The following is a 13748-nucleotide window of genomic DNA, read 5'->3' on the forward strand; positions in this document are numbered from 1 at the left end:
AGGCAAGCCGCACCCGATTCACCGGACGGTGCCCTGCATCACTTAGGCATACCTAATCTGACCTGGAGAAACGATCTTTGATCGATCAGCCGGGCCCGGTCCCGGCGCACAGACCCCTGGCCTGCGCGACCACCGTCCGGGAGACTGCCCGACCATGTCCACACCTTCTCCCACCGGCCCACTCGTCACCCGGGACACCCTCGCGGCGGACCTCCGCGCGCTCGGCGTCGCCTCCGGGGAGACCCTCCTGGTCCACTCCTCCCTCAGCTCCCTCGGCTGGGTGTGCGGCGGCGCCGTCGCGGTGGTGCGCGCACTGCTGGACGCGCTCGGCCCGCACGGCACGCTCGTGGTCCCGGCCCAGAGCGGGCAGCTGTCCGATCCGGCCGCGTGGAGCGATCCACCGGTGCCCGAGCACTGGTGGGAGACGATCCGGGCGGCCATGCCCGCGTACGACCCCCTCATCACCCCCACCCGCGGCGTCGGGGTGATCCCGGAGACGGTCCGCACCTGGCCGGGCGCCCGACGCAGCGCGCATCCGCACGCCTCCTTCGCTGCGCTCGGGGCGCGGGCCGCCGAGGTCGTCGCCGGGCACGCGCCCGACTGCCGGCTGGGCGAGAACAGCCCGCTGGCCCACCTCGAGCGGGAGGGCGCGCGGGTGCTCCTGCTCGGCGCCGGCTACGGCGCGTGCACCGGCTTCCACCTCGCCGAGTACCGCATCCCCGCGCCGCTGGTGCAGGTGGGACGGCCAGGGCCGAACGGGTGGGAGCAGGTCACCGAGGTGTCGATCAGCGCCGCCCGCTTCGACGAGCTCGGCCACGACTTCGAGCGGGACCGCCCCGTCGTGCGGGGCAGGGTGGGCGCGGCCGACGCCCGGCTGTTCCCGGTCGCCGACGCGGTGGCCTACGCGCAGCGGTGGCTGCCCCTGCACCGCTCCCGCGAGGACGAGTGCTGAGCGCCGCGGCGGGCCGGACCCTCCCCGACCCGGTTCCCCGTACCCGCCGGTCCGGCCTGCGGAGCGCGAACCTAGACTCTTGAGCCATGCGAAGTGAGCCTGTCGTCCGCGTCCGGGCCCTGGTGAAGCGGTACGGGGCGAAGACCGCGGTGAACGGCCTCGACCTCACGGCCCGGGCCGGCGTCACCGCCGTCCTCGGACCCAACGGCGCCGGCAAGACGACCACCGTCGAGACCTGCGAGGGGTACCGCAGACCGGACTCGGGCACCGTGCGCGTGCTCGGCCTCGACCCCGTGGGACAGGCCCGCGAGCTGCGTCCCCGCATCGGCGTGATGCTCCAGTCGGGTGGCGTGTACTCGGGTGCGCGGGCCGACGAGATGCTCCGGCACGTGGCGAAGCTGCACGCGCACCCGCTGGACGTCGACGCCCTCGTCGAGCGACTCGGTCTCGGCTCGTGCGGCCGAACGGGTTACCGCCGGCTCTCCGGCGGCCAGCAGCAGCGCCTCGCGCTCGCGATGGCCGTCGTCGGCCGCCCCGAACTGGTCTTCCTGGACGAGCCGACGGCCGGCCTCGACCCGCAGGCCCGCCGCGCCACCTGGGACCTCGTGCGGGACCTGCGCGCGGACGGCGTCTCGGTCATCCTGACCACCCACCACATGGACGAGGCCGAACAGCTCGCCGACGACGTGGCGATCATCGACGCCGGCACCGTGATCGCGCAGGGCTCCCCCGAGGAGCTGTGCCGCGGCGGCGCCGAGAACACCCTGCGCTTCACCGGCCGCCCCGGGCTCGACGTCGGCTCGCTGCTGAAGGCCCTGCCGGCCGACAGCTCGGCCGCCGAGCTCACCCCGGGCTCCTACCGGATCACGGGCAAGGTCGATCCCCAGCTGCTCGCCACGGTCACCTCGTGGTGCGCGCAGCACGGGGTGATGCCGGACCGGATCTCGGTGGAACGGCACACCCTGGAGGACGTCTTCCTCGAACTGACCGGCAAGGAGCTGCGCTCGTGACCGCCACCGGCACCTACACCCCCCGGCCCGGCGCGGCCCCGCTCCCGCGCATGATCGCGGCGCAGGCGGCGCTGGAGACGAGGATGCTGCTGCGCAACGGCGAGCAGCTGCTGCTCACCGTGGTGATCCCGACGCTCCTGCTGGTGCTGTTCAGCACGGTGGACGTCGTCGACACCGGCGCGGGCGAGGCGGTCGACTTCCTCGCCCCCGGCATCCTCGCGCTCGCCGTGATGTCGACGGCCTTCACCGGCCAGGCCATCGCGACCGGTTTCGAGCGCCGCTACGGGGTGCTGAAGCGGCTCGCCTCCTCCCCGCTGCCCCGCTGGGGCCTGATGACGGCGAAGACGCTGTCGGTGCTGGTCACCGAGGTCCTCCAGGTGATCCTGCTGACGGGGATCGCCTTCGCGCTGGGCTGGGACCCGAAGGGCGGTCCCGCGGCCGTCCTGCTGCTCCTGATCGCCGGCACGGCGGCCTTCTCCGGCCTCGGCCTGCTGATGGCGGGCACGCTGAAGGCGGAGGCGACGCTGGCCGCGGCCAACCTCGTCTTCCTGCTGCTGCTGGTGGGCGGCGGGGTGATCGTGCCGCTCGACAGGTTCCCGGCCGGCGCGCAGGACGTGCTCGGCCTGCTGCCGGTCACCGCGTTGTCCGACGGGCTGCGCGACGTGCTCCAGCACGGCGCCGGGATGCCCTGGGGCGACCTGGGGATCCTGGCGGTCTGGGCCGTCGTGGGGCTCGCGGCGGCCGGCCGGTTCTTCCGCTGGGAGTAGCGGGACCGGGCTGCCGGGGACCCTCGTGAAACCGTGCACAAGCGGCCCGCTTACGATGGGACGCGTGCTGAACGTGACCCGTGCCGACGCCGTAGCCGCCGTGCGCAACCCTCTCGCCTTCGTCGCCGCGCGCTGGACCCCCGGCCCCCGGACGGTTCGGCGGGCGGCTCTCTTCGCGCTCGTGATGTCGGTGGTGATCGTGGTCACCGGCGGCGCCGTCCGGCTCACGGGCTCCGGCCTCGGCTGCCCGACCTGGCCCAAGTGCACCGACGACTCGCTCACCGCGACGAGCGCGATGGGCTTCCACGGCGCCATCGAGTTCGGCAACCGCATGCTGACGTACGTGCTGTGCGCGGCCGTCGGCTGGGCGATCATCGCCGCGCGCTCGGAGAAGCCGTACCGCCGCAGCCTGACCCGGCTGGGCTGGGCGCAGTTCTGGCTGGTGATGAGCAACGCCGTGCTCGGCGGGATCGTCGTGCTCGTCGGACTGAACCCGTACACGGTCGCGGCGCACTTCCTGGCCGCCTCGGCGCTGATCGCGGTCGCCGCGGTGATGTGGCACCGCGCCGGGGAGGGCGACGGGGAGCCCCGCCCGCTGGTCGGCAGGCCCGTGCAGCAGCTGGTGTGGTTCCTGGTCCTCGCCTCGACGCTGCTGATCGCCGTGGGCACGGTGGTCACCGGCGCGGGACCGCACGCCGGCGACTCCAGCGAGGTCGAGCGGATGCCGCTGGACTGGGAGACAGTGGCCAAGCTGCACGCGGTGCTCGCCTGGATCGTGGTGACGCTGACGTTCGCCCTGTGGTTCATCCTCAAGGCGGTGGACGCGCCGAAGAGCCCGCTGGACCGCACCCGGGACCTGTTCCTGGTGCTGCTCTCCCAGGGCGTGATCGGCTACGTCCAGTACTTCACCGACCTTCCGGAGATCCTGGTCGCACTGCACATGCTCGGATCGTGCCTGGTGTGGATCGCCGTCCTGCGCGTGCCGCTGGCGCTGCGCGAACGCGCCGGGACCACGGCCGGCCTGCCGCACCCGGCGCCGGAGGCGACGGCCGGCACGCGCGCCTGAACCGGCGCCCGCCCGCCTCGGTCCCTCAGCCGAGCCCGTACACCCTGCGGGCGTTGCCCGCCGCGATCAGTCCGGCCACCCGCTGCGCGTCGCCGGGCGACCACGCGCCCTCCGCGACCCAGTCGCCCAGCACCCGTGCCAGCGCCTCGCGGAACAGCAGCGCCCCGACCACGTGCAGCTCGGGCAGTCCGTGTGCGCCGGTGGAGAAGAGGATCTTCCCGAAGGGCGCCAGCTCGAGGATCTCCGCGAGGACGGTCGCCGCGCGGGCGCCGGTCCTGACGAGGGCCGCCCCGGAGTCGGCGTACACGTGCGGGAAGACTCCCGCGAGATGGGCGGCGTGCCGGTGGTAGGGGTAGCCGTGCAGCAGCACGAGGTCGGTGCCGAGACCGGCCGTGGCGCGGACGAAGTCGGTGAGCAGGGCGGGGTCGGTGCGGTCGATCCGCGCGCCCGGCGCGCCGAGGCCGGCGTGCAGCTGAAGGGGGCGCTCGGAGGCGACGGCACTCCACAGCAGGTGCCGCAGCAGCACCGGGTCGTTCAGCTCTCCGCCGGCCCTGCGCCCGGCCAGCCATCGGCCGGCCGCGCCGCGCACCTCCCCCGGTCCCGGCGGCTCGGGCGCGAGTGCCAGGCCGTGCCGCACGCCCGCGACGGAGGTGAAGGCCACGGCGTGCGCGGCGGCCCCGTGGACCGCCTCGGCGAGGTTCGCCAGGAAGGACTCGACGGTGCCGGAGGTGTCGGCGACCTGCTCGGCGAGGAGTTCCAGACGGACGATCTCGCGGGCCTCGGCGTCGCCCGTCAAGGCCAGTTCGCCCGGACCGGTGAGATCGCCGGGCAGGCCCGTGTCGACCAGGTACGTCGTGATGCCGGTGCCGCGCAGCAGCCGGCGGCCCGCTTCCAGTACGCCGAGTTCACGGCGCCGGGCGAGGTAGCGGGCGGGCGGCGCGTGCGGTTCCAGACCGAGCAGCGGGGGGCACCAGCGGCGCACCGCGAACCCCGTCTGCGTGTCGAAGAGCGTCGTGCCGGGAGCGGGCGGCCCCGAGGTCAGGGCCAGCTGGGCCTCGAAGGTGCCGAGACCCAGCTCCGTTCTCAGGACGCCGTGGCAGTACTGGTCCACCAAGGACGGCGTTTCGATCATCCGGACTCCCCGGGGGATGGACCACGTCGCTTCTACGGGTCCTAACGGGTGACCGGGGCGTCAGGTGTTGCTGGCGGCCGATTGTTCGCCGTTCAGCCGTTCTTCGGACCGCCGACCTGGATGCCCGCCATCCGCGTCCACTCGTAGGGGCCGGTCCGCACCTTCGCCGCGAACTCGCCGTCGAAGGCCTCGTGGACGGTGATGCCGGCCTTCTCGACGGCCTGCCCGGCGACGGCGACCGAGGGGGCCACCAGGTCGCCCCAGCCGCCGTCCTCGCCGACCAGGACGATACGGGCGCCGCGCTCGCCGAGGTACGCGACCTGGCCCTCGGCTCCGCCGTGCTCCTTGGCGAAGGCGCTGATCCGCCGGGCGAGCCGGGCCGCCGCGCGCTCGGACTTCGCGGCCTGCTTGGCGTCGGCGGTCTCGTCAACCTGCTTGGTGTCTGCCATGGCCAGGATGCTACCGACGGGTAGATCGAACGGCGACGGCCGGGGTGCGTGGCCTTGACCACGCACCCCGGCCGTGAGCCGAGCAGACAGGGAGCGGCGCGGGGCGGCTACCGCAGGAAGGGGTCGACCGCGACCGCCACGAAGAGCAGCGACACATAGGTGATGGACCAGTGGAACAGCCGCATCTCCTTCAGCTTGCCGCCCGTGATCTCCGCCTTCGCCCGGTTCTGCAGGCCGTGCGCCTCCCACAGCCACCAGCCGCCCGCCAGCAGCGCGACCGCGGTGTAGAACCAGCCGGTGTACCCCAGCGGCTGCAGCAGCAGCGAGACGCCGACCATCACCCAGCTGTAGAGGACGATCTGCCTGGCGACGGTCTTGTTGGAGGCGACGACCGGCAGCATCGGCACGCCGACGCGCGCGTAGTCGTCCTTCACCTTCATGGAGAGCGGCCAGTAGTGCGGCGGCGTCCAGAAGAACATGACGAGGAACAGGACGACCGGCGCCCAGGACACCGAGTTCGTCACGGCCGACCAGCCGATCAGGACCGGCATGCAGCCGGCGATGCCGCCCCACACGATGTTCTGCGAGGTGCGCCGCTTGAGGATCATCGTGTAGACGACGACGTAGAAGAGGAGCGCGCCGAGGGCGAGCCAGGCCGACAGCCAGTTGACGGCGAACCCGAACAGCAGGGTCGACACCACCGCGAGGGTGATTCCGAAGGCGAGGCATTCACGCGGGCTCACCATGCCGGTGACCAGCGGACGCTGCGACGTGCGGTCCATCAGGGCGTCGATGTCGCGGTCGATGTACATGTTCAGCGCGTTCGCGCCACCCGCGGACAGATAGCCGCCGAGGCAGGTCAGGACGACCAGGCCGAGGTCCGGAACGCCCTGCTGCGCCAGGAACATCACCGGGACGGTGGTGATCAGCAGCAGTTCGATGATCCGCGGCTTGGTCAGCGCCACGAACGCCATGACCCGGGCCCCCACCGGCCGTCGGCTCGGGTTCTGGCTCGCCCCGACAATCCCCACTGGACGGGATTCAACGGCCGTCACGCACACCCCTGACAGAGACTCCCAGCGAGCTCTCCCTGTGAACACGGGGTAAAGGCTCGCGCGTACCACGCCACTGTAGACGTTGCCCATACCCCGATATTCGCGGGGGTGGGGTCGTGTTGGACGGGGCCCCCGGAAGAGCCGGAAGGCACTCTGTTGAGCACTCGTACGAGCGGCTCCGTATTCACTTGCTGAACAGGAAACTCACCGGTCGGCGGGCGGATCGCGAAGCTACCCGGCAGTCTGGAATGACTCGAAAAAATGCACGTTCTGACGGGGGTAGGCTCGACAACGGCCGGTGGGCGCCGCGTGCACCGGTATTCGACATGCGTGACATGTGGAGAGGAGCCCTGACCCAGGGTGAGCACCAAGCCGACCACCACAGACCTCGAGTGGACCGAGCTGGACCAGCGGGCCGTGGACACCGCCCGCGTCCTGGCCGCCGACGCCGTACAGAAGGTCGGCAACGGCCATCCCGGTACGGCGATGAGCCTCGCGCCTGCCGCGTACACGCTCTTCCAGAAGGTGATGCGACACGACCCGGCGGACGCCGACTGGGTCGGCCGCGACCGCTTCGTGCTGTCCGCGGGCCACTCGTCGCTGACGCTGTACACCCAGCTGTACCTGGCCGGGTTCGGCCTGGAGCTGGACGACCTGAAGGCGTTCCGCACCTGGGGCTCGAAGACCCCGGGGCACCCGGAGTACGGCCACACCACGGGCGTCGAGACGACGACCGGCCCGCTGGGCCAGGGTGTCGCCAACGCCGTGGGCATGGCGATGGCCGCGCGCTACGAGCGCGGGCTGTTCGACCCCGACGCCCCGGACGGCGAATCGCCGTTCGACCACTTCGTCTACGCCATCGCCGGTGACGGCTGCCTCCAGGAGGGCATCTCCGCCGAGGCGTCCTCGCTGGCCGGCCACCAGAAGCTCGGCAACCTGGTCCTGCTGTGGGACGACAACCACATCTCGATCGAGGGCGACACCGAGACGGCCGTGTCCGAGGACACCGTGAAGCGGTACGAGGCGTACGGCTGGCACGTGCAGCGGGTCGCCCCCAAGCCGGACGGCGACCTGGACCCGCACGCCCTCTTCGACGCCATCGAGGCCGCGAAGCTGGTGACGGACAAGCCGTCCTTCATCGCCATGCGCTCGATCATCGCCTGGCCCGCCCCGAACGCGCAGAACACCGAGGCCGCGCACGGCTCGGCGCTCGGCGACGACGAGGTCGCCGCGACCAAGCGCGTCCTCGGCTTCGACCCGGAGCAGTCCTTCGAGGTCGCCGACGAGGTCATCGCCCACACCCGGGGCGCACTGGAGCGCGGCCAGGCCGCCCGCGCCGTCTGGGAGAAGTCGTTCCAGCAGTGGCGGGACAACAACCCCGACCGCGCGGCCGAGTTCGACCGCGTCGCCGCGGGCGAGCTGCCCGCCGGCTGGGAGGAGAAGCTCCCGGTCTTCGAGCCCGGCAAGGGCGTCGCCACCCGCGCCGCGTCCGGCAAGGTGCTCCAGGCGCTCGGCTCGGTCATCCCCGAGCTGTGGGGCGGCTCGGCGGACCTCGCCGGCTCCAACAACACGACGATCGACAAGACGTCCTCCTTCCTCCCCGAGGGCAACCCGCTGCCCGAGGCGAGCCCTTACGGCCGCACGGTCCACTTCGGCATCCGCGAGCACTCCATGGCCGCGGAGATGAACGGCATCGCGCTGCACGGCAACACGCGCATCTACGGCGGCACGTTCCTGGTGTTCTCCGACTACATGCGCAACGCCGTCCGCCTGTCCGCCCTGATGCACGTGCCGGTCACCTACGTGTGGACGCACGACTCCATCGGTCTCGGCGAGGACGGCCCCACCCACCAGCCGGTCGAGCACCTCGCGTCGCTGCGCGCGATCCCCGGCCTGAACGTGGTCCGTCCGGCCGACGCCAACGAGACCGCCATCGCCTGGCGCGAGATCCTCAAGCGGTGGACGAAGGTCTTCGGCAAGGGCGCCCCGCACGGCCTGGTGCTCACCCGTCAGGGCGTGCCGACCTACGAGCCCAACGAGGACGCCGCCAAGGGCGGCTACGTCCTCCTCGAGGCCTCCACGGGAACGCCGGAGGTGATCCTCCTCGCGACCGGCTCCGAGGTGCACGTCGCCGTCGAGGCGCGCGAGCGGCTGGAGGCCGACGGCGTGCCCACCCGGGTGGTCTCCATGCCGTCCGTGGAGTGGTTCGAGGAGCAGGACCAGGGGTACCGGGACAGCGTCCTGCCGCCGTCCGTCAGGGCCCGCGTGTCGGTCGAGGCCGGCATCGGCCTCACCTGGCACAAGTACGTCGGGGACGCCGGCCGCATCGTCTCCCTGGAGCACTTCGGTGCTTCGGCCGACGGCAAGGTCCTCTTCCAGGAGTACGGCTTCACTGCCGAGAACGTGGCGGCCAAGGCGCGGGAATCCCTCGCCGCCGCCCAGCGCTGACGCTCACACACGACCCGTAGGAGATGTAATTCCATGACAGACGCACTCAAGCGCCTCTCCGAGGAGGGCGTCGCGATCTGGCTGGACGACCTGTCGCGCAAGCGGATCACGTCCGGCAACCTCGCCGAGCTGATCGACCAGCAGCACGTCGTGGGCGTCACCACCAACCCGTCGATCTTCCAGAAGGCGATCTCCCAGGGCGACGGCTACGACCAGCAGCTGTCCGACCTCGCCGCCCGCGGGGTCACGGTCGAAGAGGCCATCCGCATGATCACGACGGCGGACGTCCGCGACGCCGCCGACATCCTGCGCCCGGTCTTCGACGCCACCGGCGGCCAGGACGGGCGGGTGTCCATCGAGGTGGACCCGCGGCTCGCGCACCACACCAAGCCGACGGTCGCCGAGGCCAAGCAGCTCGCGTGGCTGGTCGACCGCCCCAACACGCTGATCAAGATCCCGGCCACCATGGGCGGCCTGCCGGCCATCACCGAGGTCATCGGCCTCGGCATCAGCGTCAACGTCACGCTGATCTTCTCCCTGGAGCGCTACCGCCAGGTCATGGACGCCTACCTGTCCGGCCTGGAGCAGGCCAAGGAGCGCGGCCTGGACCTGTCGAAGATCCACTCCGTGGCGTCCTTCTTCGTGTCCCGCGTGGACACCGAGATCGACAAGCGCCTCGACGCGCTCGGCACCGACGAGGCCAAGGCCGCCCGCGGCAAGGCCGGCCTCGCCAACGCCCGCCTCGCCTACCAGGCGTACGAGGAGGTCTTCGCCGGCGAGCGCTGGGCCGCGCTGGAGAAGGCGGGCGCCAACAAGCAGCGTCCGCTGTGGGCCTCCACCGGCGTGAAGGACCCCGCGTACAAGGACACCCTGTACGTGGACGACCTGGTGGCGCCGAACACGGTGAACACCATGCCGGAGGCGACCCTGTTCGCGGCCGAGGACCACGGCGACATCACCGGCAACACCGTCGCCGGGACCTACGAGCAGGCCCGCGCCGAGATCGACGCCGTGGAGAAGCTCGGCATCTCCTACGACGAGGTGGTGCAGCTCCTCGAGGACGAGGGCGTCGACAAGTTCGAGGCGTCCTGGAACGACCTGCTCAAGTCGACCGAGGCGGAACTCCAGCGCCTCGCCCCCTCGAAGGGCTGAGAATTTGTCGAGCAGCAACCCGCTGCGTGACCCCGCCGACCGACGGCTCCCGCGTATCGCGGGGCCGTCGGGCCTGGTCATCTTCGGCGTCACGGGCGATTTGTCCCGGAAGAAGCTCATGCCCGCCGTGTACGACCTCGCCAACCGGGGTCTGCTGCCGCCGGGCTTCTCCCTGGTCGGCTTCGCCCGACGGGAGTGGGAGCACGAGGACTTCGCGCAGGAGGTCCACGACGCGGTCAAGGAGCACGCCCGCACCCCCTTCCGCGAGGAGGTCTGGCAGCAGCTCGTCCAGGGCATGCGCTTCGTGCAGGGCACCTTCGACGACGACGACGCCTTCGACCGGCTGCGCTCCACGATCGAGGAACTCGACCGGGCCCAGGGCACGGGCGGCAACTTCGCCTTCTACCTCTCCGTCCCGCCGCGTTCCTTCCCGGTGGTCATCCAGCAGCTGAAGAAGCACGGGCTGGCCGACCAGCAGAACGGCTCCTGGCGACGCGCGGTCATCGAGAAGCCCTTCGGCCACGACCTCGCCTCGGCCGAGGAGCTCAACAAGGTCGTCCACGAGGTCTTCGGCTCGGACCAGGTCTTCCGCATCGACCACTACCTCGGCAAGGAGACCGTCCAGAACATCCTGGCGCTCCGCTTCGCCAACACCATGTTCGAGCCGATCTGGAACCGGTCCTTCGTGGACCACGTGCAGATCACCATGGCCGAGGACATCGGCATCGGCGGCCGGGCCGGCTACTACGACGGCATCGGCGCCGCCCGTGACGTCATCCAGAACCACCTGCTCCAGCTGATGGCCCTCACCGCCATGGAGGAGCCCGCCTCCTTCGACGCGGACGCGCTGGCCGCGGAGAAGACCAAGGTGCTCGGCGCCGTCCGGCTGCCGAAGGACCTGGGCCGCGACACCGTGCGCGGTCAGTACGCGGCCGGCTGGCAGGGCGGCGAGAAGGCCGTCGGCTACCTCGAAGAGGACGGCATCGACCCCAAGTCGAAGACCGACACCTACGCCGCGATCAAGTTGGGCGTCGACAACCGCCGCTGGGCGGGCGTCCCGTTCTACCTGCGCACCGGCAAGCGGCTCGGCCGGCGCGTGACCGAGATCGCGGTCGTCTTCCAGCGGGCCCCGCACTCCCCCTTCGACTCCACGGCCACCGAGGAGCTCGGGGCGAACGCCATCGTCATCCGCGTCCAGCCGGACGAGGGGATCACGGTCCGCTTCGGCTCCAAGGTGCCCGGCACCTCCATGGAGATCCGGGACGTGTCGATGGACTTCGCCTACGGCGAGTCGTTCACCGAGTCCTCCCCCGAGGCGTACGAGCGCCTCATCCTGGACGTGCTGCTCGGCGACTCGAACCTCTTCCCCCGCACGGAGGAGGTCGAGCTGTCCTGGAAGATCCTCGACCCGATCGAGCAGTACTGGGACAAGAACGGCAGGCCCGCGCAGTACCCGTCGGGCACCTGGGGGCCGGTCGAGGCCGACGAGATGCTCGAGCGAGACGGACGGAGCTGGCGCCGGCCATGAAAACGGACCTCACGGACACCACTGCCAGCAAGATCAACAAGGCGCTGGTGCAGGGCCGCCGTGCGATCGGCACACCCGCCGTCGGCATGGTGCTCACCCTCGTCGTCGTCACGGACGAGGAGAACGCCTACGACGCCCTGAAGGCCGCGGGCGACGCGTCGCACGAGCATCCCTCGCGCACGCTCGTGGTCATCAAGCGCGTCTCCCGCTCCTCCCGGGGCCGCACCCAGTCCCGCCTCGACGCCGAGGTGCGGCTGGGCGCGGACGCCGGCAGCGGCGAGACGGTCATCCTCCGGCTGTACGGCGAGGTGTCCGACCACGCCCAGTCCGTCGTGCTGCCGCTGCTGCTGCCGGACGCCCCCGTGGTGGTCTGGTGGTCGGTGGACGCTCCGCGCGACCCGGCGGGCGACCCGCTGGGCGCCCTGGGCCAGCGCCGGGTCACCGACAGCTACACGGCGGAGAAGCCCGTCGACGAGCTGCGCTCGCGCGCCGAGAGCTACGAGCCGGGCGACACCGACCTGGCGTGGGCCCGGATCACTCCGTGGCGTTCCATGCTGGCCGCCGCGCTCGACCAGGTCAGCTGCGAGATCGTGTCCGCCGAGGTGGCGGGCGAGGAGTCCAATCCGAGCGTCGAGCTGCTCGCCATGTGGCTCGCCGACCGGCTCCACGTCCACGTGCGGCGCGCGGTCTCGGCAGGCCCCGGTCTGACCCAGGTGCGGATGGAGACCACCGGCGGCCCGATCACGCTGCACCGGTCGGACGGTGCGATGGCCACCCTCGCCCTGCCCGGCCAGCCGGACCGGGCGGTGGCGCTCAAGCGCCGCGAGACGTCCGAGCTGCTCGCCGAGGAGCTGCGCAGGCTCGACCCGGACGACACGTACGCGTCCGCCCTGCGGTTCGGCGTGGACCGGCTGGGCGGTCTCCAGTCGGCCACCGAGCGGATGACGGAGCGGGCCGAGACCGCCTCCCAGCCGCCGCCCTCCCTCCCCGTCCGCGGGGTGCCGGAGCCGGCCGCCACCGGCCGTGGCTCCGCGCCGGCGACCCCCGCCGCCCCGGCGGCCCCTGCCACGCCGGCCGCCGCCCCGCCGGGGTCCGGCGACGCCGACCGGCCCTCTCCGGCGCAGATGCCCCCGGTCCGGAAGGCGGATCCGCAGTGAGCACGCCCCAGCTGGTGGTGCACCGCGACAAGGAGCTGATGGCGCAGGCCGCGGCGGCCCGCCTGATCACGAAGATCGTGGACGCGCAGGCCTCCCGGGGCCAGGCGTCGGTGGTCCTCACCGGCGGCCGCAACGGCAACGGCCTGCTGGCCGCGCTGGCCGCCGCGCCCGCCCGCGACGCCGTCGACTGGAGCCGCCTCGACCTGTGGTGGGGCGACGAGCGCTTCGTGCCCGAAGGCGACCCGGAGCGCAATGTCACGCAGGCCCGTGAGGCCCTGCTGGACTCCGTCCCGGTGGATCCGAAGCGCGTGCACGCCATGCCCGCGTCGGACGGTCCGCACGGCGCCGACGTGGAGGCGGCCGCGGCCGCCTACGCCGAGGAGCTGGCCCGCGCGGCCGGTCCCGAGAACCACGGCACGGTCCCGTCCTTCGACGTCCTGATGCTGGGCGTCGGCCCGGACACCCATGTGGCCTCGCTCTTCCCGGAGCTGCCGGCCGTGCGGGAGACCGAGCGAACGGTCGTCGGCGTCCGCGGCGCGCCCAAGCCCCCGCCGACCCGTGTCACCCTCACCCTCCCGGCGATCCGGGCGGCCCGTGAGGTGTGGCTGCTCGCGGCCGGCGAGGACAAGGCACAGGCCGCGGCGATCGCCCTGTCCGGGGCGGGCGAGATCCAGGCCCCCGCCGCGGGAGCCCAGGGACGCGCCCGCACCCTGTGGCTGCTGGACTCGGCGGCGGCCTCGCGGCTGCCGAGGTCGCTGTACCCGCCGGCGTCGTCGTAGCGCCGTGCGCACACCCGCAGCCGACGCCGGGTCCCGTCCAGGGACCCGGCGTCGGCTCGTTCCGGATGAGGATGACAAGGGCCGGCGGCCGCACCGTCAGGCGCGACGCTCCGGTCCGGCCCGGCTCACTGCCGGCCGCGCAGCTCCCGGTACGTGGTGACGAGTGCGGTGGTGGAGGAGTCGAGGCCGGGGACGTCGGCGCCTTCGGTGAGGGCGGGTTCGACGCGTTTGGCGAGGACCTTGCCGAGTTCCA

Annotated in this window: 12 protein-coding genes; 9 read left to right on the plus strand and 3 right to left on the minus strand. The window is 72.2% G+C overall.

The genetic code is table 11. The features are described from left to right. Positions 1–154 precede the first annotated feature (154 nt). The 4 genes from ACH4ZA_RS27565 (at position 155) to ACH4ZA_RS27580 (ending at position 3795) form a co-directional block, all read left to right on the plus strand. Positions 155–952, plus strand: a complete 798-nt coding sequence (locus ACH4ZA_RS27565) for an AAC(3) family N-acetyltransferase (RefSeq protein WP_319278928.1) — start codon at positions 155–157, stop codon at positions 950–952. 86 nt (positions 953–1038) lie between these two features. Continuing rightward, entirely contained in the window at positions 1039–1962 is a 924-nt protein-coding gene (locus ACH4ZA_RS27570) for an ABC transporter ATP-binding protein (RefSeq protein ID WP_319278926.1), read from the plus strand. A gap of 50 nt (positions 1963–2012) precedes the next feature. Next, positions 2013–2729, plus strand: a complete 717-nt coding sequence (locus ACH4ZA_RS27575; protein ID WP_319279031.1) for an ABC transporter permease — start codon at positions 2013–2015, stop codon at positions 2727–2729. A 55-nt stretch (positions 2730–2784) separates the two neighbouring features. After that, positions 2785–3795: a COX15/CtaA family protein gene (locus ACH4ZA_RS27580; RefSeq protein WP_319278925.1), complete on the plus strand. Its 1011-nt coding sequence runs from the start codon at positions 2785–2787 to the stop codon at positions 3793–3795. Between the two features lie 25 nt (positions 3796–3820). On the opposite strand, the gene ACH4ZA_RS27585 is transcribed toward ACH4ZA_RS27580, so the two are convergent. The 3 genes from ACH4ZA_RS27585 to ACH4ZA_RS27595 form a co-directional block, all read right to left on the minus strand. After that, entirely contained in the window at positions 3821–4927 is a 1107-nt protein-coding gene (locus ACH4ZA_RS27585) for an amidohydrolase family protein (protein WP_398432117.1), read from the minus strand. 92 nt (positions 4928–5019) lie between these two features. Beyond that, positions 5020–5376, minus strand: a complete 357-nt coding sequence (locus ACH4ZA_RS27590) for a hypothetical protein (protein ID WP_319278922.1) — start codon at positions 5374–5376, stop codon at positions 5020–5022. A gap of 107 nt (positions 5377–5483) precedes the next feature. Next, complete coding sequence (locus tag ACH4ZA_RS27595) at positions 5484–6437, minus strand: heme o synthase (protein WP_398432126.1); 954 nt, start codon at positions 6435–6437, stop codon at positions 5484–5486. 354 nt (positions 6438–6791) lie between these two features. Here ACH4ZA_RS27595 and tkt point away from each other — a divergent pair, with 354 nt between their 5' ends. From tkt to pgl, 5 genes are read left to right on the plus strand one after another with little or no spacing between them, the layout of a single operon-like run. After that, complete coding sequence (tkt, locus tag ACH4ZA_RS27600) at positions 6792–8879, plus strand: transketolase (RefSeq protein WP_398432118.1); 2088 nt, start codon at positions 6792–6794, stop codon at positions 8877–8879. A gap of 33 nt (positions 8880–8912) precedes the next feature. Further along, positions 8913–10031, plus strand: a complete 1119-nt coding sequence (gene tal, locus ACH4ZA_RS27605) for a transaldolase (protein ID WP_319278917.1) — start codon at positions 8913–8915, stop codon at positions 10029–10031. Positions 10032–10035: 4 nt separating this feature from the next. Continuing rightward, positions 10036–11559: a glucose-6-phosphate dehydrogenase gene (gene zwf / locus ACH4ZA_RS27610; RefSeq protein WP_319278915.1), complete on the plus strand. Its 1524-nt coding sequence runs from the start codon at positions 10036–10038 to the stop codon at positions 11557–11559. Continuing rightward, complete coding sequence (gene opcA, locus ACH4ZA_RS27615) at positions 11556–12716, plus strand: glucose-6-phosphate dehydrogenase assembly protein OpcA (RefSeq protein WP_398432119.1); 1161 nt, start codon at positions 11556–11558, stop codon at positions 12714–12716. The genes zwf and opcA overlap by 4 nt, the downstream gene beginning before the upstream one ends. Continuing rightward, positions 12713–13495 carry a 6-phosphogluconolactonase gene (gene pgl, locus ACH4ZA_RS27620; RefSeq protein WP_319278912.1) on the plus strand — a complete coding sequence of 261 codons (783 nt, stop codon included), beginning with the start codon at positions 12713–12715 and terminating at the stop codon, positions 13493–13495. The genes opcA and pgl overlap by 4 nt, the downstream gene beginning before the upstream one ends. The last annotated feature ends 253 nt before the right edge of the window (positions 13496–13748 follow it).

This window comes from Streptomyces sp. NPDC020597, from assembly GCF_044335095.1.
In the GTDB taxonomy this organism is placed as follows: Bacteria; Actinomycetota; Actinomycetes; order Streptomycetales; family Streptomycetaceae; genus Streptomyces.